At 41.4% G+C, this 25,762-nt stretch carries 27 protein-coding genes; 3 read left to right on the forward strand and 24 right to left on the reverse strand.

Annotated elements, in window-relative coordinates; genetic code table 11:
- Window positions 1-83: 83 nt before the first annotated feature.
- Entirely contained in the window at window positions 84-1,307 is a 1,224-nt protein-coding gene (locus QL986_RS08790; protein ID WP_013465534.1) for an HDOD domain-containing protein, read from the forward strand.
- Window positions 1,308-1,371: 64 nt separating this feature from the next.
- Here the strand turns inward: QL986_RS08790 and QL986_RS08795 are convergent, their stop codons facing one another.
- From QL986_RS08795 to ccmA, 10 genes are read right to left on the reverse strand one after another with little or no spacing between them, the layout of a single operon-like run.
- The gene (locus tag QL986_RS08795; protein WP_028834001.1) at window positions 1,372-2,103 is read right to left on the reverse strand and encodes a VacJ family lipoprotein; all 732 of its coding nucleotides are present in this window, start codon (window positions 2,101-2,103) and stop codon (window positions 1,372-1,374) included.
- Between the two features lie 9 nt (window positions 2,104-2,112).
- Complete coding sequence (gene ccmI, locus QL986_RS08800; RefSeq protein ID WP_028834000.1) at window positions 2,113-3,369, reverse strand: c-type cytochrome biogenesis protein CcmI; 1,257 nt, start codon at window positions 3,367-3,369, stop codon at window positions 2,113-2,115.
- Window positions 3,370-3,831 carry a cytochrome c-type biogenesis protein gene (locus tag QL986_RS08805; RefSeq protein WP_013465536.1) on the reverse strand — a complete coding sequence of 154 codons (462 nt, stop codon included), beginning with the start codon at window positions 3,829-3,831 and terminating at the stop codon, window positions 3,370-3,372.
- A complete protein-coding gene (locus QL986_RS08810) occupies window positions 3,828-4,400 on the reverse strand; it encodes a DsbE family thiol:disulfide interchange protein (RefSeq protein WP_013465537.1) in 573 nt (190 codons plus the stop codon). Before QL986_RS08810 ends, QL986_RS08805 begins: the two co-directional genes overlap by 4 nt.
- Window positions 4,397-6,358, reverse strand: coding sequence for a heme lyase CcmF/NrfE family subunit (locus QL986_RS08815; protein ID WP_036953653.1), 1,962 nt, complete (start codon window positions 6,356-6,358; stop codon window positions 4,397-4,399). Before QL986_RS08815 ends, QL986_RS08810 begins: the two co-directional genes overlap by 4 nt.
- Before the next feature lies 1 nt (window position 6,359).
- Window positions 6,360-6,839 (reverse strand): cytochrome c maturation protein CcmE, encoded by a 480-nt coding sequence (gene ccmE, locus QL986_RS08820; protein ID WP_036953651.1) that lies wholly within the window; start codon window positions 6,837-6,839, stop codon window positions 6,360-6,362.
- Window positions 6,836-7,039 (reverse strand): heme exporter protein CcmD, encoded by a 204-nt coding sequence (gene ccmD, locus QL986_RS08825; RefSeq protein ID WP_008112240.1) that lies wholly within the window; start codon window positions 7,037-7,039, stop codon window positions 6,836-6,838. The genes ccmE and ccmD overlap by 4 nt, the downstream gene beginning before the upstream one ends.
- 2 nt (window positions 7,040-7,041) lie before the next feature.
- The gene (locus QL986_RS08830) at window positions 7,042-7,779 is read right to left on the reverse strand and encodes a heme ABC transporter permease (RefSeq protein WP_010387946.1); all 738 of its coding nucleotides are present in this window, start codon (window positions 7,777-7,779) and stop codon (window positions 7,042-7,044) included.
- A 1-nt stretch (window position 7,780) separates the two neighbouring features.
- Window positions 7,781-8,467 carry a heme exporter protein CcmB gene (gene ccmB / locus QL986_RS08835; RefSeq protein WP_036953648.1) on the reverse strand — a complete coding sequence of 229 codons (687 nt, stop codon included), beginning with the start codon at window positions 8,465-8,467 and terminating at the stop codon, window positions 7,781-7,783.
- Window positions 8,467-9,108: a cytochrome c biogenesis heme-transporting ATPase CcmA gene (gene ccmA, locus QL986_RS08840; RefSeq protein ID WP_231893539.1), complete on the reverse strand. Its 642-nt coding sequence runs from the start codon at window positions 9,106-9,108 to the stop codon at window positions 8,467-8,469. Before ccmA ends, ccmB begins: the two co-directional genes overlap by 1 nt.
- 92 nt (window positions 9,109-9,200) lie before the next feature.
- Between ccmA and QL986_RS08845 the strand changes: the two genes are divergently transcribed.
- Together QL986_RS08845 and QL986_RS08850 are read left to right on the forward strand one after the other, a co-directional pair.
- Complete coding sequence (locus QL986_RS08845) at window positions 9,201-11,366, forward strand: flagellar hook-length control protein FliK (RefSeq protein WP_290191470.1); 2,166 nt, start codon at window positions 9,201-9,203, stop codon at window positions 11,364-11,366.
- 2 nt (window positions 11,367-11,368) lie between these two features.
- Window positions 11,369-11,677 (forward strand): EscU/YscU/HrcU family type III secretion system export apparatus switch protein, encoded by a 309-nt coding sequence (locus QL986_RS08850; protein WP_010387940.1) that lies wholly within the window; start codon window positions 11,369-11,371, stop codon window positions 11,675-11,677.
- A gap of 27 nt (window positions 11,678-11,704) precedes the next feature.
- Here QL986_RS08850 and QL986_RS08855 read toward each other — a convergent pair whose 3' ends face one another.
- Genes QL986_RS08855 through flhA form a run of 14 tightly spaced genes read right to left on the reverse strand, consistent with a single transcriptional unit; the run spans window position 11,705 to window position 25,732 of the window.
- Window positions 11,705-12,106 (reverse strand): DUF2802 domain-containing protein, encoded by a 402-nt coding sequence (locus tag QL986_RS08855; protein WP_008112228.1) that lies wholly within the window; start codon window positions 12,104-12,106, stop codon window positions 11,705-11,707.
- An 18-nt stretch (window positions 12,107-12,124) separates the two neighbouring features.
- Entirely contained in the window at window positions 12,125-12,622 is a 498-nt protein-coding gene (locus QL986_RS08860) for a chemotaxis protein CheW (RefSeq protein ID WP_008112225.1), read from the reverse strand.
- A 21-nt stretch (window positions 12,623-12,643) separates the two neighbouring features.
- Window positions 12,644-13,366 carry a chemotaxis protein CheW gene (locus tag QL986_RS08865; RefSeq protein ID WP_008112224.1) on the reverse strand — a complete coding sequence of 241 codons (723 nt, stop codon included), beginning with the start codon at window positions 13,364-13,366 and terminating at the stop codon, window positions 12,644-12,646.
- Between the two features lie 3 nt (window positions 13,367-13,369).
- Window positions 13,370-14,140 carry a ParA family protein gene (locus QL986_RS08870; protein WP_008112222.1) on the reverse strand — a complete coding sequence of 257 codons (771 nt, stop codon included), beginning with the start codon at window positions 14,138-14,140 and terminating at the stop codon, window positions 13,370-13,372.
- Between the two features lie 12 nt (window positions 14,141-14,152).
- The gene (locus tag QL986_RS08875) at window positions 14,153-15,115 is read right to left on the reverse strand and encodes a flagellar motor protein MotB (RefSeq protein ID WP_036953628.1); all 963 of its coding nucleotides are present in this window, start codon (window positions 15,113-15,115) and stop codon (window positions 14,153-14,155) included.
- A 5-nt stretch (window positions 15,116-15,120) separates the two neighbouring features.
- Window positions 15,121-15,885, reverse strand: coding sequence for a flagellar motor protein (locus QL986_RS08880; protein WP_028833993.1), 765 nt, complete (start codon window positions 15,883-15,885; stop codon window positions 15,121-15,123).
- The gene (locus QL986_RS08885; RefSeq protein ID WP_016899235.1) at window positions 15,878-17,029 is read right to left on the reverse strand and encodes a chemotaxis response regulator protein-glutamate methylesterase; all 1,152 of its coding nucleotides are present in this window, start codon (window positions 17,027-17,029) and stop codon (window positions 15,878-15,880) included. The genes QL986_RS08880 and QL986_RS08885 overlap by 8 nt, the downstream gene beginning before the upstream one ends.
- A 53-nt stretch (window positions 17,030-17,082) precedes the next feature.
- Window positions 17,083-19,299, reverse strand: a complete 2,217-nt coding sequence (locus QL986_RS08890) for a chemotaxis protein CheA (RefSeq protein WP_013465548.1) — start codon at window positions 19,297-19,299, stop codon at window positions 17,083-17,085.
- A 14-nt stretch (window positions 19,300-19,313) separates the two neighbouring features.
- Window positions 19,314-20,081, reverse strand: coding sequence for a protein phosphatase CheZ (locus QL986_RS08895; protein WP_010387932.1), 768 nt, complete (start codon window positions 20,079-20,081; stop codon window positions 19,314-19,316).
- Between the two features lie 16 nt (window positions 20,082-20,097).
- On the reverse strand, window positions 20,098-20,481 hold the full coding sequence (gene cheY, locus QL986_RS08900; RefSeq protein ID WP_008112210.1) for a chemotaxis response regulator CheY: 384 nt from the start codon (window positions 20,479-20,481) through the stop codon (window positions 20,098-20,100).
- Between the two features lie 40 nt (window positions 20,482-20,521).
- On the reverse strand, window positions 20,522-21,232 hold the full coding sequence (locus tag QL986_RS08905; protein ID WP_008112209.1) for an RNA polymerase sigma factor FliA: 711 nt from the start codon (window positions 21,230-21,232) through the stop codon (window positions 20,522-20,524).
- A gap of 26 nt (window positions 21,233-21,258) precedes the next feature.
- A complete protein-coding gene (locus QL986_RS08910; protein ID WP_010387928.1) occupies window positions 21,259-22,119 on the reverse strand; it encodes a MinD/ParA family protein in 861 nt (286 codons plus the stop codon).
- A complete protein-coding gene (gene flhF, locus QL986_RS08915; protein ID WP_036953626.1) occupies window positions 22,112-23,602 on the reverse strand; it encodes a flagellar biosynthesis protein FlhF in 1,491 nt (496 codons plus the stop codon). Before flhF ends, QL986_RS08910 begins: the two co-directional genes overlap by 8 nt.
- Before the next feature lie 21 nt (window positions 23,603-23,623).
- Window positions 23,624-25,732, reverse strand: a complete 2,109-nt coding sequence (gene flhA / locus QL986_RS08920) for a flagellar biosynthesis protein FlhA (RefSeq protein ID WP_290191471.1) — start codon at window positions 25,730-25,732, stop codon at window positions 23,624-23,626.
- Window positions 25,733-25,762: the final 30 nt, after the last annotated feature.

Consider the following 25,762-nt stretch of genomic DNA (forward strand, 5'->3'; position numbering starts at 1 on the left):
TGTTCATTTTACCGATGCTATTTTGAATGTTTTCCAATATATTATTACAATGTTAATCAATTTCTACTCTTTCGGAATCCTATATGTATTTTTACGCTGCTCGGCAACCTATTTTAGATCGCAATAAAGAACTAATTGGCTATGAGCTTTTATTTCGTGATGGAGTTGATAACGTATTTCCAAATATTGACGGCGATGAAGCCACGTCTCGACTGATTGAAGGCAGTCAATTTAACTTTGGCTTAGAAGATTTAACTGATAATAAACCCGCTTATATTAACTTTACCTTAGACACCTTGTTAAAAGGCTACCCAACCCTTTTAAACAAAGATGGGGTGGTAATTGAAATACTCGAAACCGTCCAGCCAGGTAAACGCTTATTGGCAATTGTTAAAGACCTAAAAGAAAAAGGCTATACGCTAGCGCTAGATGACTATGCACATCAACCTGTATGGCGGCACTTTTATCCGTTTATCGATATTATTAAAGTCGACTTTTTAACTTGTGATATTGAAAACGTTAAAACGATCATAGAGGATTTAAAACCTTATCCACACATAAAATTACTTGCTGAAAAGGTTGAAACTTACGCGCTTTACAATCAAGCTTTTGAACTAGGTTTTGAATACTTTCAAGGCTTTTTCTTTTCAAAACCAGAAATGGTGCAAAGCAAGGCGTTACCGCCATCGGGCATGGCACTGGCTGAGCTACTCTATGAAACATCCAGCGTAGAAATGGATCTTAAAAAAATCACCGATGTATTTGAGCGTGATGTTAACTTATCGTATAAGCTGCTACGCTACTCAAACTCGGCAGCATTTGCTCGCCGCTCTGAAATAAACACTATAAAACAAGCGCTTATTGTGTTGGGCGCGGCTGAAATAAAAAAACTACTCTCTTTATTATTTGCCGCACAAGTCTCTGCAGACAAACCTCTGGAGCTTATTAGGCTGTCGCTAACACGCGCGCGTTTTTGTGAGCTTTTAGCAATTTCACATGGCAAACTTAGAGATACAGGAATAGCATTTTTAACCGGCATGATGTCGCTTATGGATGCCATACTAGATGAAGAGATGGACAGTGTAATGCTTAAACTACCGCTTTCAAATGAGATAAAAGCGGCACTGTTAAACAATGAAGGGCTGCTTGCTGAGTATTTAAACTTAGTAACCCTCTATGAGCAGGGTAACTGGCACGCTGCTAACGATAAAGCCCAACAGCTTAACTTAGGTGATGATGTGCCTGATGCTTACCACGAAGCACTTAATTGGGTTAGTGAACAAATGCAGATAATGATTGATAATTAAAGCGCTCATTAGCAATTAATAACTAAAAATAAAACGCCAGCATTTGCTGGCGTTTTTATTTTTATTAAAGGCTTTCTAAGAAATCTTCGTCAAAATCTTCAGGCTCTTCTTTTATTGGCGGATTGCCATCGTAGAGTTCATATAACTGACGCTGAAAGTAAATGTCTTTAACAAACAGGTATGGGTCTAATGAATCATTTAATAAACCCTCTTGAGCCATTAAAGACGCCCTTGCCTCAACCGCCTTTAACGCAAACACTAAGATTGTTTGTGGTGTAGTCAGTGCAATTTCAGGTAAAACCACATTATCAACAACATCACCGGTTAAGTTACGTGCAGTTGATGGCCCCATAGCAGGGATCATTAAATAGGCACCATCGCCTACTCCCCACACACCTAAGGTTTGGCCAAAATCTTCATCAGTTACTTCAAGCCCTAACGAACTTGCAACGTCAAATAAGCCAAACACTCCCACCGTAGAATTCACTAAAAAGCGCGCAAAATTAATTCCGGCACTGCTTGGCTTTCCTTGCAGACCCGCATTAATAATATCAACCGGTGCTGTAATATTATCGGTGAAATGCACAATACTTCGACGCACAGGCTGTGGGGTTACTGTTATATAACCCACTGCCGCAGGCCTTAAAATATAAGCATCAAGTACGTCCATATTAAAGTCATAAATAGGTCTGTTTACACTTTGTATGGGATCGCGCTCATCATATTTACTCTCAGGCACTTGAGCACAACCCGATAACGTGAGTAAACATAATAAAAGTAAGCCTTGTTTTAACATCTCAAATCCTTAAGGTATTAATGTATCAATGTTCAGTTGCACTTGGCGCACCTCTTTAGAAGCAAGCACTTGAGAATGCCCTTCAAGCTCCCCAGTGCTTGGCATAACTGAATCATCATTAGAGATACGCGCAGAAATGATAATTTCACTCGCACTCGATAAGTTTAGCCCTGCCATCATGGCATTAGCATCGCTCAGCTCAACCGTAATTGGAAAGCTATAGTCTGTTAGTTTGACCACGGCTAAAGGCATCGGTGATCCCTTAGCCGCTTTAGCAAACACAAACAAAATACCATTATTGGGCTGTTTGTCTGCAAGTTGGCTATCGATATCAACGGTAACTTGAATACTTTGAGCCGCTAACTGATCGCCACTGGTTGCCACGTTTTGCTGAGCAATTTGTAGGTCGATTTCGCTAATACGTTGGTTGATCATAGCATAGCGCGTATCAGACTCATCCATACTTGCAAGTAACACCTCAAACGCTGCCTTTGCCTGTAGCCAGTCTTTTCTCTCAAAGGCGATTAGTGCAAGTAACGAAATCGCATCAAGGTTATTTGGTTGAGCTTGCAGTACTTTAGAAAGCATACCCGCTGCACGAGTCATGTTTTCTTCACTGCCCTCAAGTAATAGCACCTGAGAGTAGCTAACAAGCGCTTGCATATTATCAGGGTTTATTTTTAATGTTTTATCAAATGACTGTTTCGCCATATCAAATTCATTTAGCATTAAAGCAACACGCCCTAACAACATCCAAGCGACTTCATCATCACCGCTTTGACTTAACTTAGTACGCAGTGCTAGGGCAAACGCTTGTAACTCATTTTTAGTTAACGGCTCGCCCTTTTGCATTACGGCGCGCTGACCATAATCGGCCAAATTATCCATTGCATCATGCCAAGCTGCAATTTGTTGCTGGCTGCCTGTCATTGCATAGAAAATACCTGCTAATGCAATTAAAAACGCCGCCCCTGTTAAAGCAAATATACGATTGTCACCACGGCTATTTAGTGACTTCTCCGGCGATAATTCATTAAGTAAACGGCGTTTTAATTCAATAATAGCTTCGCTGTGATTTTGCGAGTCTATACGTTGATTATCTAAATCTGTCTGTAATTCAACTAAACGCTGTTCATAAATGCTGATAAGCTGTGCATTGGCGTTATGAGTAATGGTTACTACGCGCTCTTTTTTTAAAAAAGGCACAATAATAAACAGCAATGCAATGAGTGTGAGTAAAGCAAAAGACGCCCACATTAAAATCATTTAACTTTGCTCCTGATGTTTATTTTGTTTAATCAGCTTATTGAGCATCACTTCATCAGCGTCACTCCAGGTTTGTTTTACCGACGCTTTACGTTGGCGAATCACAATAAAGCCAAACCCAATTATTACGATGAGTACCGGAAGTACCCACAGTATTAACGTGGCAGGTGTTACCGGTGGATCGTAATGAACAAAGTAGCCATATCGATCAATCATGTAATCAATAACTTCATCTTTGGTTTTGCCATCTTTTACCAACGCCAGCACTCGCTCGCGCAAGTCTTTTGCGACAACGGCATCAGAGTCAGCAATATTCTGATTTTGACACTTCGGGCAACGTAATTCTTTTGTTAGCTCTTCAAAGCGAACAGCTTGCTCGTTGCTATCAAATTGATAACGGTCTTGCTGAGCAAACGCAGCTACACTAACAAACAAGCTAAGGGTTAATAAAAACAATCTCATGGCTGCAGCTCCTGCATAATAGGCGCAAACTTAGCACGCCAAACTCGAGGGTTTATATCACCAGTGTGATGTAACAAAATGGTGCCATTTTTATCTACTAAAAATGTCTCTGGTGCACCGGACACCCCTAAATCTAAAGACAATGAACGTTCTAAATCTAAAATATTAAATTGATAAGGGTCGCCCGCACGTGAAAGCATATTACTCACATCATCACGCAGCGCTTGCATATCAAATGGGCCATCAAAATCGGCGTCGTAACTTTGTACATAATACAAGCCGATAATTTTAACCCCTTGCTCGCGTAGCTTAGTTAAATAGCCAAGCTCAGCTAAACACGTCGGACACCATGTGCCCCAAACGTTTAGCAAATACACGTCACCCTTTAGCTGCTCATCAGTCCAACGTTTATCGTCTTGCATTAAATCAGGTAAATTAAACGCAGGCACCGTTTGACCAATTCGCCCTGTTTGTATTTCCCGCGGGTTGGCAAACAACCCTTGGTATAAAAACACACAAATAAAGATAAAAATTAATAAAGGGGCAATTGCGATAAGTTTACGGTTCATACTGCCCCCTCTATTTCATCTTTTCGCGGTGAGGCGCGATAGCGCTTATCGAATAAAATCACAAAACCAGCGAGTGAGATCAGAATACCGCCAATCCACATCCAACGTACAAACGGCTTATGGTAAATGCGTAATGACCATGCCCCTTCACTTAGTTGCTCACCAAGCGCAAGATATAAATCACGAGTGAATCCGGCATCAATAGCGGCTTCGGTCATAAATTGCATACCAATATCGTAACGACGCTTTTCTGCATATAAACGCGTTACAGTGTCATTCCCTTTTAATACCGTCACGACACCAGCATGACCACTGTAGTTTGCACCACGAATAGTCTTCACACCTTCAAAGCGGTATTGATACTGGTTAAGCTGCACGATATCGCCTTGCTTCATCGATACATCACGCTCAACTGAATACGCCGAGGTGAGTGTAATGCCCGCTATAACAAAGGCTAAACCAACATGCCCCAGCACCATTGCCCAATAGCTTAAACCTAAACGCTTTATACCGAGTTTAAGCGAGCCATGAACCGCTGCTTTGGTATATAAATCAATAAAAGTGGCAATAAATATCCATACACCTAGCGTGGTTGCTAAAAGTGTTAATGGAGTCACTACCTCATAGCTACTAAATAACCACGCACAGGTAATGATAATACTGACTAATGCGCCTACAAATATTTTATTTTGTAAAAAGGCCCACTTATTTTGCTTCCAACGCAGGAAAGGTCCAATGCCCATTAAAATAGCAAATGGCACCAGTAAAATAGCAAACATTTTATTAAAGAAAGGTTCGCCAATTGAAATACTGCCTAGCCCCATTTCCTTGTGCACCATAGGTAATAATGTACCTAACAGTACAATTAACGTAGCAACCACTAAGAAAATATTGTTTAACCAAAGTGCCACTTCACGCGATACAAATTTATAACGCCCTTCACTTTTAACTTGTGAGACACGCAAGCCATATAACGCTAAACCGCCGCCAACAACTACGGCCAAAAAGCCAAGAATAAATAAGCCACGATCAGGGTCTGTTGCAAAGGCATGCACCGAAACAATAATTCCTGAGCGAACGATAAAGGTGCCTAGTAAACTTAATGAAAATGCCGCAATAGCCAGTAACACTGTCCATGATTTAAATACGCCACGTTTTTCAGTCACACTTAAAGAGTGCAGTAACGCGGTTGCAACTAACCATGGCATGAGTGATGCATTTTCAACAGGATCCCAGAACCACCAGCCGCCCCAGCCTAGCTCTGAATAGGCCCACCAACTACCTATGGTGATACCTAAGGTTAAAAAGCCCCATGCCGTCATTGTCCATGGGCGTGACCATTTTGCCCAGGTGTTATCAAGCTTGCCGGTTAACAACGCGGCAATAGCAAAGGCAAAAGCAACAGAAAGACCGACATACCCCATGTAAAGTAATGGAGGGTGAATGATCATCCCTGGGTCTTGTAATAATGGATTTAAATCGCGTCCCTCAACAGGGAAATAGGGCAGTAAACGTTCAAACGGACTTGAAAGTAGCAAGGTGTACATCATAAATCCGACACCTAAAAAACCAAGCACACCTAATACGCGAGCACGAAGTACCCAAGGCAGTGACTTTGAACGCAAAGCAACAACGGCGGTCCAACCGGCCTGCATTAATAACCACAGTAAAATAGCGCCTTCATGGCCACCCCATGTTGAAGTTATTTTATAATACCAAGGCAAGGTGCTACTTGAGTGATACGCTACATAAGATACGGTAAAATCATCGGTTAAGCTGGCATAAATAAGCGCAGCAAAAGACAAAGCAACAAATGCAAACTGACCAATAGCAAGTGATGGCGCAGCGCGCATCAAACGAAGGTTTCCTGTGTGTGCACCCCAAAGTGGGAAAATACACAACAGAATACTCAGTACCATGGCCAATGTTAGGGAAAAATAACCAAGTTCTGGGATCATATTAGCTCCCACTATCTAAATTGTATTTTGGTTTCTCGTGCTTAATTCCTTTTACTGCCTCGGCAACCTCGGCTGGCATATATTCTTCATCATGTTTAGCCAGTACTTCAAACGCTTCAATGACGTTAGGTTCAACTAGCACACCTTGTGCAACAATTCCTTGCCCTTCACGAAATAGATCAGGCAAAATTCCTTGATAACGCACCGTGACCAATGGGCCAGTATCAATCAACTTAAAGCTTACCTCTAAGCTTTGCTCATTTCTTTGTACTGTACCAGGGACAACCATACCGCCAATGCGGAGCTTTTGTCCTATATGAGGCTTTTCTTTATTCGGGCCTTTACCATCAATTAATTCACTGGGGGTGTAAAACAAATTAATGTTTTCTTGTAAGGCGTACAACACTAAACCAATTGATCCACCAATACCAAAGAGTACGGCAATAATAACCAAAAGGCGTTTTTTACGTCTAGGGTTCACGAGGTTTGCTCCTGCTTAGAATTTTTAATTCGAGTTTCACGCGCAATTTGCTGCTCTACCGACGCTAAAATTTGTTTTTTGTCGCGTAACGAGCTAAATAAAATGCCTAATAAAATTAATGCGCATGTACCAAAAGAAAGCCATACATAAAAGCCATAGCCTCCCATTGCAATAAAATCTGAAAACGAGTCAAACTGCATAATTACCCCTTAGTTAACAACTGTCGCACCCATGGGCGGTGCTTTTCACGGTGTAAAATTTCATTTTTAAGACGAATTAAAGTCACAGTACCAACAAACGCGGCAAAGGCTAAAATATTAATCATTAACGGCCAAAACATACTTGGATCTACCGCGTCGCGGTTAAACTTAGTGATGCTTGCCCCTTGATGCAGGGTATTCCACCATTCCACCGAAAAGTGAATGATAGGCAAGTTAATAACCCCAACAATAGCTAAAATAGACGCGGCGCGACCGGCTGATTTTTTATCTTCAAAGGCATGGTACAAAGACAACACCCCTAGATATAAAAATAACAAAATGAGTTCAGAGGTCAGTCGTGCATCCCATACCCACCAAGCACCCCACATAGGTTTACCCCACGCAGCACCGGTGATTAAGGCTATTGCGGTCATGCAGGCACCTACGGGTGCTATTGCAATCACCGCAAGCTCTGCATTGCGTAATTGCCATACCAACGCAACAATGGCAGCAATCGCCATTGATGAATAGGCGCCCATAGATAAAATAGCGGAGGGCACATGAATAAAAATAATACGGTAACTGTCTTTTTGTTGGTAATCGGCAGGAGCAAAACCTAATCCCCATACCCAACCAACAACCATACTAATAACCGTTACTACTGCAAAATATGGCAGTAGAGTATTGCATAATTGATATGCTCGCTCTGCTTTCGCATACGGATGTAACCACTTCCACATATTAACTTACACTCACTTTTAATGCTGATGATATGGCAATTGGCGCACTGATAGTCGCAACGACTAACATTGCACCAAGGATTGCAAGCTGACCACTGTAATCCAGCGACATAGTGCTGGTATCAATAGCGGAAGTTGCAAAAATTAAAACCGGAATATACAAAGGCAAAACGAGCAGACTCATTAAAATGCCGCCTTTTTGTAATCCCACAGTCAAACCCGCCCCTATTGCGCCAATGAAGCTCAATAAAGGCGTACCCAATAATAGCGTTAATAACGTAGCCATTAGGGCCGTCGTTTCTAAATTTAGTAGTAAAGCAAATAAAGGGGTCATTAGCACTAACGGGAGGCCGGTGATCACCCAGTGTGCGGCTACTTTGCCCAGTACCGTTAATGATAAGGGGTATGACGAAGCAATGAGCTGCTCCAAAGAGCCGTCGTGGTAATCATCTCTAAACAGTTTATCAAGGCCAAGCATGGTCGATAATAAAGCCGCCACCCAAATAATGCCCGGTGCCATTCTTGATAACAAGCCTGGCTCAGGCCCTATGGCTAATGGAAACAGTGAGATAACAATTAAAAAAAACAAGATAGGATTAACTATTTCAGCGCGCTGACGAAAAGCGAGCTTAACGTCTTTGCTAAATACCGCGACAAATAACTGCCAATATGAATGCTGTCGTGTCATTAGTGGCGGTACTCCAAAGTCAACGTTTGTAAGTCACTAAAGTGGGTGGTTAAATCTTGGTGTGTTGTTAACAAAATAGCGCCCCCCTTTGATAAGTGCTCAGTAAAACGTTGCTGTAAAAAGGCAACCCCGCTTTTATCTAGCGCCGTGAAAGGTTCATCTAAAATCCATAACTTCGCTTCAGATAACCATAATCGAACGAGTGCCACCCGCCGCTGTTGACCCGCAGATAACATTCTTACAGGCACATCTTCCAGCCCCACTAAACCTAACTTACTTAATAAAGGGTATAAGTCAGGAGTATCAACATAACCATTAATAGCCAACCAATGTGCTACATTTTCAAGTGCACTAAGTTGTACGTTAACACCGGTTTTATGGCCTATAAATAACAAGTCTCTGGCATATTCGTCATAATATTTTTTGATAGATTGATTTAGGTATAAAATATCACCTTCATCCGGCAGCGAAAAACCAGCAATAATGCGCAATAATGATGTTTTACCAGCCCCATTAGGGCCAGCTAACTGCATGATTTGACCGCTTTTAAGGCTAAAATTAAGTTCATCAAACAAACAACGCTCTTGCTTGATACAAGTAACGGACTTAATGTGTAACAAGATGACGATTCTCTCTGCCAAAAATTAGCCGTAAGTCTACCATAATGATAGGGTAATACGAATATTGCTTTAGAATCGATTTACTTAAAATAAAGAAAACTTGATATAAAATAATGAATACACCAACGCACATCACATTGTCTAACCCACAGGTTAGTAATCAAACAACTGATTCAGGTAAGGCTGCGTTAGCAACACTGCCACCTGAAGTGCTGGCGGCAAAAAATATTCAGTTTTCTAAAAATTCAGTCACGCTTGATGTGTTTATGAATAAGCATTGGCAAACGATTCGCCTTGGGACAACTGAGACATTCACAAACGTTGAAAAAATAGCAAGCGCTAACATACAGTTAAGTGCAGATGGTAAAAGCTTAACCATCATCCCTAACAATACAACTTTAACAATTAAACAACCGGCTCAGTTGCAACGATTTTTAAATTTTATAAACACCCAAAGTGATATTCAAAACAGTCCACTATCACTTCAGGTGGTATTACAACCCACACCAAAGTTGGTCATTGAAAAATTTAATGCCAGTATTGCTATTAATAAACACGTTGCACAATTACTCGCAGATGAGCCTTTAATAAAGGGGATGATTGAAACGGATAGCAAAGGTACACGACTTAATATTATTAACCGTTTTGCTGATATAGTGCATTCACAGCCAATAAACCAAGCCAAACTAACACAGTTGCTTGCCAGTAATTTAACCCCTGCTCAGCTTCATGCTATGCCTAAGTTTGCGGTATTAAGCCCAAACTCTTTTAAAGACTCATTAACTATTAACCTAAGTCATCGACAATTAAGTGAACTACCTACCATCCCGACTAAGGTAAACATTACTCACCAAGCAGATAAATTACTGATCAAAACCGCTTATCACACTATGACTGTGAGCCTTAAAAACTCATTTAGTAAACCGTTTAATGAGATGCTCTCTTTGCAACAGTCGCAAGGCCTAATTGATCCCTCGCCAAGTAAACAGCATCCGCTCAGCACGATAAACAGTCCCATACAATCATGGTTAAAAAGCAGTTTTGCTGATTTTAAAACACGTATTTTAGATGCGGTAAAGTACTTTGAAAGCAAGCCATTTACGACTTCCTTAAGCTCATCTCAAAAACCAGAATTTACTGGCAATGATCAGCAAAAATGGCTCACCTCAATGCAAAAAATTGACATCACACAATTAAAAAACGTGTCAAATTTAGCGCCGCCCCTAATGCAATTTACCCAGCAAATAAAATCAAGCGTTTCTATGTGGCAACAACAACCGTTAGTAGCACACACTTTATCTCCTTTAGTGAGTCCTTTTTCATCCCCACCAACTAACGCAGTTACATTTGGTCAGAGCTTACAGCCTTTAGAAAAACTCTTATTAGCGACGGTTATAAAACACAGTCCAATCACCTCAATAGAAAAAAAAGATGCGACCAACCAAATAATAAGCAGCCAACTTAATACCATTACAAGCAAACTGACTGATCAAGGAACCGATTTAAACCGTTTAGTTAATCAGGCTTTTAATCGCATGTTGTCAGATACTAATTTACACCCAGCAACCATACAGCGCGAAATACTCAGCACCATAAAGCCCACACAACTTCAAAGCGACATCTTACAAAGCTCGTTTAATAGAGGTGTTGAACAGCTTTCATTAAGCATTTTAGCCGCGCCTATCATTAACCAAAATCCAAGTGCGGTGAGTATTAATAATCAAACGGGTTTAGAAGCTTTACTGCAGGTTTTATTACCGACGTTTAAAGTGGGTAATAGCGCCAATAAATTGTTGGAACAATTACAGCAACCACAAGTACAAGCATTAGCAGGTGAATTAACCCAAATTAAGAACGCATTAAGCCAAGTACAAACGCCCGCTATTAGTCAACAACCTGACACAAACGCCTTAGTGCAATTTTTATTACCGATGAAGCTGCCTGCTGAAGCGGCGCAAACAGAAATAACTTTAGGGCAGTATAAAAAGCACAGTAGCGGTAAACTAGCGGATAAAAATGTCTGGTTTGTTAGGCTCAACTTTGATTATGCCGAGCTGGGTAAGCTACAAATAATCGCAGAACTCATGGATAAAGCTTTAGATTGTCAGTTGTTAGCCTCAACCCAAGCGGTGAGCGCTTTAGCTCATCCACATCTTGATAATTTACGCTCAAAACTGGCAAAACAAGGCTTACAAGTGGGTGAGCTTAAACTAAAACGAGCGGATGATAACCATCAAGCATTTTACCAATCGCATGCCATTATTAATATTAAGGTTTAGCCATGACTGAGTCATCAAAAAGCAATTCAGCAATTGGACTACTCTACGAGGCGGGACATTCACCCATTGTAAGTGCTAAAGGGTTTGGTGAACTGGCGGATGAAATTATTGCCCTAGCCAAAGAAAAAGGAATTTTAATCCATCAAGATGAAGCACTTGCAAATACACTATCGAAACTAGACCTCGCAGAAGAGATCCCCAAAGAGTTGTACTTTGTTATTGCTGAGCTCATTGCGTTTTCATACGTGGTTAGAGGAAAGTTTCCGCCTGGTTGGCAAGACTTTCAGGGAAAGCTAAATATAAAAGCATAACGCAGTGTTATAAAAGCAAAAAAGGCGCTAAGCGCCTTTTTGTTTGTGTAATGAAAACAACAGTTCAGCCTCGGCGCGGGGTAATTCACATTCGCGAATAACCTCATCTAAATCAGCACCTAACTCAACCATTTTTACTGCACGAGAGTATATTTTAGCATCGGGGTCATCGTATTTTTGAGCTGCTTGTTGCTGTATCAGCTCTTGGTTTTGTTGTTCTACCTCAAGCACACGCTTACCAATACTCAGTAAACCGGTTCGCAACTCAGACACTTCGCTACGTAAAATATTAATCTGCTCTGATGAATCTTTAAACTGCTGTAATTGCGCGCCAAGCTCACTCGCATAGCGCTTTTTAAACATCACAATTAAAAGCAGCGAGAATAGTCCAAAAACTAAACCCGCAATAGCAATACCAAGTAATAACATAGTTTTATGTAGAGAAGCTTATATATCGCTTAACTCATCCCATTCGTCATCACTAAGTAGTTTATTTAAATCAACCAGAATAAGTAACTCATTGTCGCGGTTACATACACCTTGAATAAATTTAGCACTTTCCTCTGTACCTACATTTGGCGCACTGTCAATTTCAGAGCTACGTAGGTAAACAACCTCAGAAACGCTATCGGCTAAAATGCCAATCACTTGCTCTTCTGCTTCAATAATTAAAATACGTGAATTATCCGTCGCTTCAATATCAGGTAAACCAAAACGAGAGCGAGTATCAATAACGGTAACAACATTACCACGTAAGTTAATAATACCAATCACATACGAAGGCGCACCTGGTACAGGAGCAATCTCGGTGTAACGCAGTATTTCTTGCACTTGCATTACATTTACGCCATAAGTTTCATCTTCTAGCTTGAACGTAACCCACTGCAAAATCTCATCATTATTATCTGCATTTTTTTTAGCTGACAGTAATTTATCTTCACTCATGCTCTTACCTCGTAATGGTCATTACTTGTGACGGCTATCTAAGCCTTTCTCTAATAGTGCGTTTAAATTATTAACATCTATTAAAGCACACATTTTTTCTTTAATTACTCCAGCAAGCCATGGGCGCTTACTGTTATTTGTACGCCATTTTACATCTTCTTTACTCAATGTAATGTTATTTATTAGTTTTTCTGCTAATAAACCCCATTGGCTATCACCTAAAGTGATGAGATATTGATAATTTAAAGATGCCTCTAACTGCTCATCGTACTTTTCAGGCATAACCCAGCGAGCGGTATCAACAACATTGAGTTTTTCTTCTCGGTTGATCATAACCCCTTTAAACCACTTAGGCTTGCCAAATAAATGATTTACTTCTCCAAGCTCATGAATGCCACCTAAGGCTTTTAGCGGCACCGCTAAAGTAAGCCCTGCCACTTCAAAAAACAGCGCTTGAAACTCACCATCAAAGTAGTCAGCTTCACCACCTACAACCACCTCTTGCTCAGGCACGACGTGTTGCTCTTGGTGGGTGTCAATTTCTACATTCGATACTTGCTTATTAAGCTTTTCAACTTCAACAACAGGCTCAACTATTACTGGTTGTTCTTTTTGCTCTTCATACGTTACCTGCTCAAGCAGTTTAGCAACAGGCTCAAGGTCTTTTGTTGGTTCGTCATCAGATAATAACGCCCCTAAGTACTGAGTGACTACTTTTTCATTAGCAAATAATTGCTTACTCATTTATTAACCTTGTTTTATTAAATATTTAAGTAATGCTTTATAAGCATAGACTCCACGCGCATTTGGGCAAAAATCTACCGGTACTTTTTGCGCTAAACTTGCATCTCTAAATTTAGTATCCACAGGAATAACGCCTGGCCATACTTTTTCTTTATACGTTTCTTGTAGTGTTTTATAGGCCTCAAGCGATGCTTTGGTTCGTTTATCATACATAGTTGGAATTATAGTATATTCATAGCTTTTCGCTTGAGAGGTTTGCATTAATTCCATAGTACGCATCATTCTATCGAGCCCTTTAAGCGCCAAGAACTCAGTTTGCACCGGCACTAACACTCTTTCACAGGCGGCAAGCGCATTGACCATCAGCACACCTAAAACAGGTGGACAATCTAAAATTGCGTAATCGTAATACTCGCTAATTTTAGCCAGTGTTTTTTTTAAAATCAGGCCCATTCCCGTTTTATTACCCATGCTACGGTCAAGTGTCGCGATCGCCATAGTTGCGGGTAAAATATCAAGGTTTTCAATTGTTGAGGGGCATAATGCTTGCAATATTTCTTCGCTTTTCATACTCGAGCCGCGAGTAAAAATATCGTAAACACTGACCTCTAAATCTTCTGAATCAATACCAAAGTAATAGGTTAGTGAAGCATGAGGATCTGTATCAATCAATAACACGCGCTTGCCTTGAAGCGCAAGGATCCCTGCAAGGCTAACCGCTGTAGTGGTTTTGCCTACTCCCCCTTTTTGATTGGCTACTGTCCAAACTTTCACATTACATCCTAATTACTGTTCGTTGCGCGTTGTAACACGGATGCCACCATGCGGTAAACGAATTATTTTTATTGTATCGTCTTGGGCTGGTAGCTCAATTTCTGGCTGACTTTGCTCTGATACTGAAATTGATGATCTCGTTTGTTCATCAGAGGGCTCGGGTGCTAAACCATATTTAGAAAGTGCAATCACGACTTTACGGTTTTCAGCACGCCCAGCTTCGGTATTATTATCGGCAAAGGGAGAGTATTGACCATATCCCTCAATGGCCATGCGCGCGGATTCAATGCCCAAACGCTCTAGCTCAACTAATATTGAGGTTGCACGCGCCACTGATAACTCCCAATTAGAACGAAATATTTCATTTCGTATGGTTTCGTTATCTGTATACCCGCGTACTCTTATATAGTTATCGACTGATGCGATGATTGCTTCAATTTTTTTTACAATCTCTTTGGCCTTGTTATGTGCAACAGCACTACCACTAGCAAACAACAATCCGGAATTGAGCTCAATAACCAACCAGTCTTGGCTTAGTTCTAAGCTAGCCTCGCCACTGCGTATCTCATCAATCAGCGACGATTGTAATTTAGCCAATAAACTATCCAGCGGCTTACCTAAGTGGCGTTGACTAATATTGCTATTGTCACTTTGACCATCGAGTAACACTGGGCCTTGCTCTAGCTCTTGAATACTTTCGCCATAGAGTATTTCAGCCTCAGGGGTCACCCTTTCAAGCAATAAAGCATCACCATTTACCCCGTTACCCTGCTGAGAATATTGTTTTGCAGACTTATCAAAAACATGCTCAAGAGAATCAGATAAAACCTTGATGTTGTCTTCTTTGTTTATCGCAATTGCATACAATACAACAAAAAATGCAAACATTATGGTCATATAATCCGCATAAGAAACTAACCAACGCTCAGTATGTTGGCTCTTTAATTGGTGATGACGTAAGCGACGGCGTAACATAGGCGCTAATGGGCCTGTAAAATTGGACGTTCAACGCGGTAGGCTTCAAGCTTTAGTTCTATATTAATAGGGCTCTCACCTTGGCTAATAGCAATTACACCTTCCGCTAACATTTCGTGATAAAGCATCTTTTGTTCAACCCGTTGCTTTAGCTTATTGGCCATAGGTAAAAATAATAAATTAGCCAAACCAACACCATATATAGTTGCAATGAACGCGGTGGCAATACCCGTTCCTAACTGCTCAGGATCGTTAATAAATGACATGGCTTGAATAAGCCCAAGTACAGCACCTAAAATACCAATAGTTGGGCTATACCCACCCATTGCTTCATATACCCGGCTAGCCTCAAGTAATCGTTCTCGCTCAAGTAATAAGTCAATCTCGAGGGTATCGCGTAGTTTTTGCTCTGAACAGCCATCAACTAATAAACTCAGTCCTTTGGCGGCATAGGGATCTGAATGCGCAAGTGCTTCGTTTTCTAATGCTAAATAACCCTCTTGACGGGCTTTATGCGACCAGCGTTTTACTTGCTCAATAGCATCTTCAATATCATGGTCGTCGGTAACAAAAACCCAATGAGTAATACTAAGCATTTTTTTAAATGTATTGGCTGATGTTTGTAGCATCACCGCACCTAATGTACCGCCTAATACAATAATTAGTGCAGGCCCATTAAACAGCGCAGATACCACACCTCCCTCTAAAGAATAACCGATTGCAATAGCACCTAATGCAACCAGTAATCCTAAAACAGAAAGCTTATCCACAGCCAACCTCTCTTTTTAAGCGTGCAGCCACATCATGAAGGCTAATGCTTTCGCTCGCTAAACCTGCACTGGCTATCGCCTGAGGCATACCATAGACAACACAGCTTTTTTCATCCTGAGCCCAAATTGTAGCGCCAGTTTGCTTAAGCATGCGAGCACCATCACGACCATCTGCACCCATGCCTGTCAAAATAATGGCAAGCACATCACCTTGATACGCTTTGGCCGCACTGGCAAAGGTAATATCAACACTTGGTTTATAGTTTACTCGTTCATTTTTATCTTCAAACACACGAAGGGTTCTATTAGAGCCACGTCCTTCTACCATCATTTGCTGGCCACCTGGCGCTAAATAAGCGCACCCAGGTTGTAATCTATCGCCTTGCTGCGCTTCTTTTACTTTAATCTTACACAAGCCATCTAAGCGAGTAGCAAAGGCCGGGGTAAATGCAGCAGGCATATGCTGTATGAGTAAAATAGGGTGTGGAAAATTAGCAGGTAATTGCGTCAAAATAGTTTGCAGTGCAACTGGCCCACCTGTGGATGTACCAATAGCAACTAACTGATACTGCTTACCACTGGCACGCGCTGAGGCACTGCTGTTATTAGGTGCAGGACTCGCATTATTAAAGCTACGATCAGGTTGAACTATCGGCTTTTTAGCAAGGTTAGAAAAGCGTTCAGAACTGTTTGACGCTGGTTTACTAATACTTGGAGATGGGGCCGTTCTCGTAATTCTTCCAATACGCTGGCGGCCTATTTCCTTAACCTTATTTTGCAATAACTTAATTGCATCATCGTTATTGCGAGCAATATCTTCAAACTTTTTAGGTAAAAAGTCCATCGCCCCAGCATCAAGCGCATCCAAAGTGGCAGATGCCCCTGCTCGTGTTAACGATGAAAACATTAAAATAGGTGTTGGATTACTCGCCATGATCTCTTTCACAGCACTAATACCATCCAGCACCGGCATTTCAACATCCATGGTGATAACATCAGGACGTAACTGAGCTGTTTTTTCGACGGCCTCTCGGCCATTTACAGCAAAGCCTATTACCTCAATGCCGCTGTCTTGTTCAAGAATTTCACTCACTCTGCGGCGAAAAAAGCTTGAATCATCAACTACTAAAACTTTAACAGCCATTTCGCTCTCTTATTCAATGAATGGGTAGGCATAAAGTTTATACCTACTTTTTATTATCCAGCGTAATGCTTTAGCATACTCGGTACATCTAATATCAGTGCAATTCCACCATCAGAGGTAATAGTCGCACCCGCCATACCCGGCGTACCTTGCAATAATGCATCTAGAGGCTTGATCACCACTTCTTCTTGACCTATTAGTGAATCAACAACGAACCCTACTTTTTGAGTCCCTATTTGCACAATAACGACATGCCCTTGTGCTTTTCGCTGACCTCTATCAGCGCCTTTTATAAGCCAATGTTCAAGGTAGAATAATGGAATCGACTTTTTACGAACAATAATCGTTAGCTGGCCATCAACCACATTAGTTTTTGTTAAATCTAAGTGGAATATTTCACTTACACCCGCTAGCGGCAAGGCAAAGGTTTGCTCTCCCACCACCACCATTAAGGTAGGTAATATCGCAAGTGTTAGTGGAACTTTGATTTCTAAAGTAGTCCCTACGCCCATTTCTGATTTTATGTTAACCGAGCCATTGAGCTGAGTGATTTTTGTTTTAACCACATCCATACCAACACCACGGCCAGAAATATCTGAGATTTCTTCTTTGGTTGAAAATCCAGGTGCAAAAATAAGGTTATAAGCTTCAGTATCAGAAAGACGACTCGCTTGGTCGTGATCAAGCACCCCTTTACTAATCGCAATCTTTTTAAGCTTTTCAGCATCCATACCGGCACCATCATCTTGGATGGTAAGTAGAATATGATCACCCTGTTGCGAAGCTGATAAAGTCACCGTACCTGTTCTAGGTTTACCCGATGCTTCACGAATATCGGGCATTTCAATACCATGGTCGACCGAGTTGCGAACCAAATGCACCAATGGATCGGCCAATGCTTCCACTAAATTTTTATCTAAATCGGTGTCTTCACCGACAAGTAATAAATTAATATCTTTTTTAAGTGTTCGTGCTAAGTCACGTACAACACGAGGAAAACGGCCAAATACTTTTTTAATTGGCTGCATTCGTGTTTGCATTACTGCACCTTGGATATCAGCAGTCACAACATCTAAGTTGGAAATAGCTTTACCCATAGCCTCGCTATCAGAATTAGTCGCCAAACTCACTAAGCGATTTCGCACAAGTACTAACTCGCCCACCATGTTCATTATTTGGTCTAGGCGTTTGGTATCAACACGTACTGTTGTTTCTGCCGGTGGAGGCGCTGCTTTTTTAGGCGGCGCAGCTTTAGCTGCTTGTGCCGCAGGAGCAGGCTTAGCTGGCTCTGGTTTAGGCTGTGGCTTAGCTGCAGCAACTGGTTCTGGCTTTTTAGCTGCCACTGGTTCTGGTTTACTTACAGGAGCCGGTGTTTCTATCGACTTAGGTGCACCTTTACCATGAAGTTCATCAAGTAACGCTTCAAACTCGTCGTCACTTATTTCATCATCGCCCGAGCTTTGCTCGTTACTTGGTGGAGCCACAGGGGCTGATGGTGTTTGTTGTGGTGTACTTGCGGTTGCTTGGCTCACTTCGCCAAAGCTGCCTACACCATGAAGTTCATCCAATAAGCTGTCAAACTCATCGTCAGTTATATCACCACTGACATCATTGTCACTTGATGATGATTGTTTTTCTTGTGGGGCTTGCCCTTTTCCATGAAGTTCATCAAGTAGGCTTTCGAATTCGTCTTCGGTTATTTCATCAATCTGAGACTCAGTACTGCTGCTATCTGGGCCGCTAAATAATTCATCAAAAGCAAACGGGTCTTCTTCAGCATCGTTGCTCGGTTGCTCTGCAACTGGTTCGGGCTCTACCGATGGGGTTTCGACAGGAGCTATATCTTCAACCACAGAATCGCCGGCAAGCTCTTCTGCTGTCGGTGGCTGTCCAAGTTTGTGAAGTACTGCAAGTAATTCTGGATCAGCAGGCTCTGGCTGGTCACGATTTTTAATCGTGGCAAACATTTCATTAATGGTATCCAGTGCTTGTAAAATCACATCCATTAATTCAGAGTTAACTGTTCTTACACCTTGGCGCAGTAAATCAAACACATTTTCAGCACCATGACATGCATCAACAAGCTCTGTCATAGCCAAAAAGCCAGCGCCACCCTTTACAGTGTGGAAACCGCGAAATATTGCGTTTAGTAGCTCAGTATCATCTGGGTTGTTTTCCAGTTCTACTAACTGTTCAGATAAAAGCTCAAGGATTTCTCCGGCCTCTACTAAAAAGTCTTGTAAAATATCTTCATCGACTTCAAAGCTCATGCAGTACTCTCCTATTAGAAGCCCAAACTTGATAATAGATCATCAACTTCATCTTGATCAGATACAACATCATTACGCGTTTCTTTATCAATAATAGGCCCTTCGGGACCTGCTAGTGTTTGTGCAACAATGGGATCTTCTATTTTTTCTGGTTGTTCAGTTGGTTCAACCTCACCACCTTGCGCTGCAAATGCAGTCAACAGGTGAATTAAACTTTCTTCAACTTCACGGACAAGTTCAATAACACGGCGAATAACCTGACCGGTTAAATCTTGATAGTCTTGAGCCATCAGCACATTAGTCATCAGCATTTGTAACTCATCGGTTTTGTGATGAGAACTGCTCATAAACTTATCAATACTATGACAAAGTGATTTAAACTCACCAAGCTCTATTTCGCGGTTCATTAAACGATCCCACGTTGGCTTGATATCAGCTATTTCGTCAGCGATTTCTTGTGCTAATGGTAAGCTTGCTTCAACCGCATCCATTGTCTTATTGGCTGCGTTTTCTGTCATTTCCATGACATAGTTAAGGCGTTTTTTTGCGTCAGGGATGGCATCAGTGGTAATGTCTGTTAAACGCGTGTCTAACTCGAAACTTTTTAAAGCTTCGTGCAGTTGACGCGTCAACTTACCCACCTCAGCAAATAACTGTGATTGCTCTTGTGAAGCTGTTTCTAAAATTAACTGATTCGCTTTATCTTGCTCACCATTTTCTAAAAAAACAACTAACTGGCGAGCTTGTTCTAAAGTAATCTGAGGCGCAGCAGGTGCTGACATAAGCCTCTCCCTCTCATTAACCTAAGCGTTCGAACACTTTTTCTAATTTAGTTTTCAATGTACCTGCAGTAAATGGTTTAACAATATAACCATTAACACCTGCTTGGGCCGCAGCAATTATTTGTTCTTTTTTAGCTTCTGCTGTAACCATTAAAACAGGAATATGCTTTAATTTTTCATCAGCTCGAATTGCCCTCAAAAGATCAATACCTTGCATGCCTGGCATATTCCAATCTGTTACAACAAAATCAAACGCTTGATTTTGCAACATAGGCAAAGCAGTTGACCCGTCATCTGCTTCTTGAACATTGGTAAAACCTAAATCGCGCAACAGGTTTTTAATAATACGTCTCATTGTTGAGAAATCATCAACAACAAGAATTTTAATGTTTTTATCCAAAACATCCTCCAGTGAGGCCTGAACCTTTATTTACTTACTTCTAGTTTATCCAGTCATTGATTTTTGCTTTAAGCTTAATCATCGCCTGACCATGTATCTGACTTACACGCGATTCACTTACATCGAGTATATGCCCAATTTCTTTTAAATTCATCTCATCGTTATAGTACAAAGAAAGCACCATTGCATCTTTTTCCGGTAACGACTTTATTGCACTGAGTAAAGACTCATTAAACCGTTCATTTTTAACATTATTGAACGGTTTGTCTAGTGCTAAATCTTGGCCATGAGGTGTAATCACATCGTCATCTATACCAAGGTCTTCAATACCTAACACTTTGCTTACATTTACATCGTTTAAAATATGATGGTACTCATTTAGCGAAATTTCAAGTTTTTCAGCAACTTCACTATCTTTAGGTTCACGGTTTAAACTGTTCTCAAGCGCAACAATAGTCTCTGCAACCAAACGGCTTTTTCTGTGAACTGAACGTGGAACCCAATCGCCTCGGCGCATTTCGTCTATCATCGCACCACGAATACGAATACCGGCAAAGGTTTCAAAGCTTGCGCCTTTGCTCGCATCAAAGTTTTTTGAAGCTTCAATTAAACCAATCATACCCGATTGAATTAAATCATCTAGCTGCACACTGGCCGGTAAACGAGCAATTAAATGGCACGCCACTTTTTTGACTAATGAGGCATGCTTTTCAACAATCATATTTAAATTTTGTGTTGACTGATATCCCATAGCTCTATTCACCGGTATTGTCATTGTTAGTTACTAACTAGTTTCTCAATGAAAAACTCTAAATGACCCGAGGCTTGACTAGGTGTTGGCCACTTAGCAATTTTTGTAGCCAGTGTTTTAAAAGCAATTGCAGCAGGCGACCCAGGAAAAACCTCAACAATTACTTTTTGGCGGCGCGTTGATTTGCGCATATTTTCATCATATGGAACCGTTGCAACCAACTCCATTGATATATCTAAAAATCGGTCGGTAACCTTTGAAAGTTTTGCAAACAATTCCTGCCCTTCGCGTAAACTACGCACCATATTGGCAACAATTTTAAATTTATAAACGCCGTGCTCACGGCTAAGTACTTTAATTAAAGCATAGGCATCGGTAATTGATGTAGGCTCATCACATACCACCACAACCACATCTTGCGCTGCGCGAGAAAAACTCAGCACCATATCGGAAATACCCGCAGCGGTATCAACAATTAAAATATCAAAGTCGGTGTTAAGTTCACTAAATGCACGAATAAGTCCAGCGTGCTCTGAGGGTGATAACTCAACCATACTTTGCGAACCCGATGTTGCAGGCACTATTTTTATGCCTGCGGGACCTTCGACTAAAATATCATCAAGTTCACATTCGCCCGATAAAACATGAGATAAATTACGCTCAACGCGCAGTCCAAGCATCACATCACAATTCGCTAATCCTAAATCAGCATCTAGTACAAGCACACGTTTGCCTTGTTGGCCTAACGCGATTGCCGTGTTAAGGGATACGTTCGTTTTACCCACTCCACCTTTGCCGCCGGTGACAGCGATAACTTTTACGCCGTTATTATTATTCTTGCTCATTTTGCGAAGGCCGCTTGCTTGATCTAAAACTGTGTTAATCATACATCTCTACTGTGCTCGACGCCACTGATTGGTGTCGTGATTGTTGTGCTTTTATTCTTTTTAAATACAATTGCTCAGCTTTTTTTACTAGTTTTTCGGCATTTGCCACTCTAATATCTTCTGGTACTCGCTGACCGTTAGTAAGATACCCTATTGGGAGACGATTTTGAATCGCAATACTAATAATCTCACCTAAACTCAATGACTCATCAAGTTTAGTAAAAATACATCCGCTTAGCTGTACTTTTTTAAAGTGCCTTACTGTTTCTTGTAATACATTAATTTGCGCCGTCGCACTTAATACTAAATAACTACGTATATCAACACGCTGATTACGCATTAAGGTGTTTAACTGCTCGGTTAAACGTAAATCACGTTGACTCATTCCCGCTGTATCAATTAAGACTAGACGTTTATTTCGTAAATGGTATAAAACTTCTGCTAATTCATTTGCATCTTTAACTTGTTTAACGCCACAACCTATAATACGACCATACGTTGCTAGCTGCTCATAAGCACCAATACGGTAAGTATCGGTAGTAATAAGCGCTACTTTATCGGCACCGTATTTTTGTGCACCCAATGCTGCCAGTTTTGCAACTGTGGTGGTTTTACCCACGCCTGTAGGCCCGACTAACGCAAAAACACCGCCTTGGCGAAGTATTTCGTTGTTCGTAGTTTGCATTTGATCTTCAACCATGTTCAATAAAGCTTTCCAGCCTTGTTGGCGAGACACATCGTCTGGTACAAAACATGCCATTTGCTCAGCAACATTTTTCTCTATCCCCATACCGACTAAGCGGTCAATCATACATGCACGGGTCGGGTCGCGACGTGCCATATCTTGCTGCATTAAACCTGATACTTGGTGCTCTAATAGTTGACGAATTGCGTTCATTTCTTCACGCATTGTGCTGATGTCACTGGATTCTTTATGCATTGTTTGCTGACGCGGTGCGCTAGGTGAATCTAAATCGTCAAAGCCACTGTCTAAATCGTCAAAACCTAAGCTATCGGCTTGGGTGTGAGGGCGCACTGGCGCGCTTTGTTCACGTTCAAACATATTTTTAGGTCGTGATTGCACAGGCTCTTGTTCTTGATAGTGACCAGAAGTGTCAATGCCAGAGTGTGAAAACATTGAAGCAAGCTCTGCTGAACGAGGACGTGGAGACTGACGCTCTAGTAAGGCTTGTAAGCTATCTGCAACCTTTGCTTGTGGCTTAGGTTGAGCGCGTTGCGGTTCTGGTTTAACAAAATTATGTGAACTTTGCTCAGTATGTGCAAATGAAGCTCTTGCAGCGGGTTGGCTTTGAGGCTGCTCTGGCGGTTTTGTCGCTGCTTTGTCGTAATCAACTGCAGCAACAATTTCAACGCCATTAGCTAGTTTTTTATTTGACATAATAACCGCATCAACACCCAACTCTTCTTTTACTTCTTTTAGTGCAGTGCGCATGTCTTTAGCAAAAAAACGTTTAATTTTCATAATTCAAACCCCTTTAAAATCTTATTGTTGGCCTACAGAGCTGACAATCTTGATCTGTCTTTCATCTGGTATCTCTTGATAAGACATCACTCGCAATCCTGGAATGGTGTATTTAACAAATCGAGATAACACAGTGCGTAACATTCCTGACGTTAGCAATATTGAAGGTTCACCGGCCATTTCTTGATTTTGATGCGCTTCATTCAATGATGTTTGAAGTCTATCAGCAAGCCCTGGTTCTATTCCGGCACCTTCATCACCTGCATTTTGAAGTGACTGATGCAACATCTGTTCCAACTCAGGCGCCAAGGTTATGACAGGGATTTCAGAAGACATACCAACGGCATCTTGGACGATTAATCTACGCAGTGATATTCGCACTGCAGCCGTTAATACATCTGGGTCTTGGCTACGAGGGCCATACTCAACAAGGGTTTGAACAATTGAGCGCATATCTCGTATTGCTACCCCTTCATTTAATAAATTTTGTAGTACTTTAACGATGGTGGTCAGCGGTAATACCTCAGGTACAAGTCCTTCAACTAAGCGAGGGTGACTCTTACCTAACATATCTAATAAGTTTTGTACTTCTTCATGTCCGAGTAATAATGCGGCGCTATTGGTGAGTAACTGGCTAATATGGGTTGCCACCACGGTCGCCGAATCAACCACCGTGTAACCTAAAGACTGTGCTTCATCTTTTTGATCAGGTTTTATCCAAACTGCATCTAAACCAAACGCAGGATCTTTAGTTTCAATTCCTTTTAGCGGGCCAAATACTTGGCCTGGGTTAATCGCTAATTCATCACCATGTTTAAGCTCACCCTCACCACTTGATACACCCATCATGGTTATGCGGTATGCATTTGGGTCGAGTTCTAGATTATCGCGTATATGCACCGGCGGCACTAAAAAGCCCAGCTCTTGAGATAGTTTTTTACGCACTCCTTTAATACGGTTTAACAGCTCGCCACCTTGTGATTGGTCAACGAGAGGAATGAGTCGGTAACCGACTTCTAAACCAATAACATCAACTTGTTGAACATCATCCCAACCCAGTTCTTTTTGCTCTTGTTTAGCCGCAATTCCGGTACCTGAGGCGGCATTTTCGGCTTCTTCTGCTTCTGCAGCGGCTAATTTCAGTTTATTTTGCTGAGTATAGTATGCAAGGTAACCTAAAAGCGCCCCTAAGCTTAAAAATGCAAGGTGTGGCATACCTGGGACTAAGCCCATAGTAATAAGGATACCTGAGGCAATAAATAACGACTTTTCGTTACCTAATTGCTTCTTAAACTGATCGCCCATGTTGTGCGATTCATTTTGACGGGTTACAACAATTGCAGTACCAATTGAAAGTAGTAATGAAGGTAATTGCGCGACTAAGCCATCACCAATGGTCAATAGTGTGTACACTTCCATAGCGCGTGAAAAACTTAAATCATGTTGGATCATGCCAACAAATAAGCCACCCACAATATTGATTACTAAAATGACTATGCCAGCAATAGCATCGCCTTTTACAAATTTACTAGCACCATCCATAGAACCATAAAAGTCAGCTTCACGGGTTACTTCCTCACGACGTTCTCTGGCCTGCTCGGCACTGATAAAACCGGCATTCATATCTGCATCTATGGCCATTTGCTTACCTGGCATAGCATCTAGAGTAAAACGCGCTGATACTTCTGAAATACGACCAGCACCTTTGGTGATTACCACAAAGTTAATGATGATCAGAATTAAAAACACCACCAAGCCCACGGCGTAGTTACCACCGATTACCACTGAACCAAATGCTTCAATGACTTTACCAGCAGCATCCCCACCGTTATGACCCTCAAGCAGTACCACCCGGGTACTGGCCACATTGAGTGCCAAGCGCATTATGGTTGCAATTAACAGCACCGCTGGGAACATACCAAACTCAAGCGGCTTCATGGTGTATAAAGTGACCAGTAATACAACTAACGCAAGCGCGATATTAAACGAAAATAATATATCAAGCAGGAATGGAGGCAGCGGTAAAATAACCATGCCCAGCGCAGCCAACACCAAAAGCGGTGTACCAACGCCCTTCGCATATTCTTTTTTATCTTTATTAAGTTGTTGTAATACCGCTTTAAATTCCATAACTCTACAATTTCAAAAAATTGACACTAC

Source organism: Pseudoalteromonas sp. APC 3250, assembly GCF_030407915.1.
Taxonomy (GTDB): Bacteria; Pseudomonadota; Gammaproteobacteria; order Enterobacterales; family Alteromonadaceae; genus Pseudoalteromonas; species Pseudoalteromonas tetraodonis.

Bases quoted from the DNA above. Each gene is read 5' to 3' on its own strand.
- QL986_RS08790 (WP_013465534.1), top strand. From the start codon at position 84: ATGTATTTTTACGCTGCTCGGCAACCTATTTTAGATCGCAATAAAGAA.
- QL986_RS08795 (WP_028834001.1), bottom strand. From the start codon at position 2,103: ATGTTAAAACAAGGCTTACTTTTATTATGTTTACTCACGTTATCGGGT.
- ccmI (WP_028834000.1), bottom strand. From the start codon at position 3,369: ATGATTTTAATGTGGGCGTCTTTTGCTTTACTCACACTCATTGCATTG.
- QL986_RS08805 (WP_013465536.1), bottom strand. From the start codon at position 3,831: ATGAGATTGTTTTTATTAACCCTTAGCTTGTTTGTTAGTGTAGCTGCG.
- QL986_RS08810 (WP_013465537.1), bottom strand. From the start codon at position 4,400: ATGAACCGTAAACTTATCGCAATTGCCCCTTTATTAATTTTTATCTTT.
- QL986_RS08815 (WP_036953653.1), bottom strand. From the start codon at position 6,358: ATGATCCCAGAACTTGGTTATTTTTCCCTAACATTGGCCATGGTACTG.
- ccmD (WP_008112240.1), bottom strand. From the start codon at position 7,039: ATGCAGTTTGACTCGTTTTCAGATTTTATTGCAATGGGAGGCTATGGC.
- QL986_RS08830 (WP_010387946.1), bottom strand. From the start codon at position 7,779: ATGTGGAAGTGGTTACATCCGTATGCGAAAGCAGAGCGAGCATATCAA.
- ccmB (WP_036953648.1), bottom strand. From the start codon at position 8,467: ATGACACGACAGCATTCATATTGGCAGTTATTTGTCGCGGTATTTAGC.
- QL986_RS08845 (WP_290191470.1), top strand. From the start codon at position 9,201: ATGAATACACCAACGCACATCACATTGTCTAACCCACAGGTTAGTAAT.
- QL986_RS08850 (WP_010387940.1), top strand. From the start codon at position 11,369: ATGACTGAGTCATCAAAAAGCAATTCAGCAATTGGACTACTCTACGAG.
- QL986_RS08855 (WP_008112228.1), bottom strand. From the start codon at position 12,106: ATGTTATTACTTGGTATTGCTATTGCGGGTTTAGTTTTTGGACTATTC.
- QL986_RS08860 (WP_008112225.1), bottom strand. From the start codon at position 12,622: ATGAGTGAAGATAAATTACTGTCAGCTAAAAAAAATGCAGATAATAAT.
- QL986_RS08865 (WP_008112224.1), bottom strand. From the start codon at position 13,366: ATGAGTAAGCAATTATTTGCTAATGAAAAAGTAGTCACTCAGTACTTA.
- QL986_RS08875 (WP_036953628.1), bottom strand. From the start codon at position 15,115: ATGTTACGCCGTCGCTTACGTCATCACCAATTAAAGAGCCAACATACT.
- QL986_RS08885 (WP_016899235.1), bottom strand. From the start codon at position 17,029: ATGGCTGTTAAAGTTTTAGTAGTTGATGATTCAAGCTTTTTTCGCCGC.
- QL986_RS08890 (WP_013465548.1), bottom strand. From the start codon at position 19,299: ATGAGCTTTGAAGTCGATGAAGATATTTTACAAGACTTTTTAGTAGAG.
- QL986_RS08895 (WP_010387932.1), bottom strand. From the start codon at position 20,081: ATGTCAGCACCTGCTGCGCCTCAGATTACTTTAGAACAAGCTCGCCAG.
- QL986_RS08905 (WP_008112209.1), bottom strand. From the start codon at position 21,232: ATGGGATATCAGTCAACACAAAATTTAAATATGATTGTTGAAAAGCAT.
- QL986_RS08910 (WP_010387928.1), bottom strand. From the start codon at position 22,119: ATGATTAACACAGTTTTAGATCAAGCAAGCGGCCTTCGCAAAATGAGC.
- flhF (WP_036953626.1), bottom strand. From the start codon at position 23,602: ATGAAAATTAAACGTTTTTTTGCTAAAGACATGCGCACTGCACTAAAA.
- flhA (WP_290191471.1), bottom strand. From the start codon at position 25,732: ATGGAATTTAAAGCGGTATTACAACAACTTAATAAAGATAAAAAAGAA.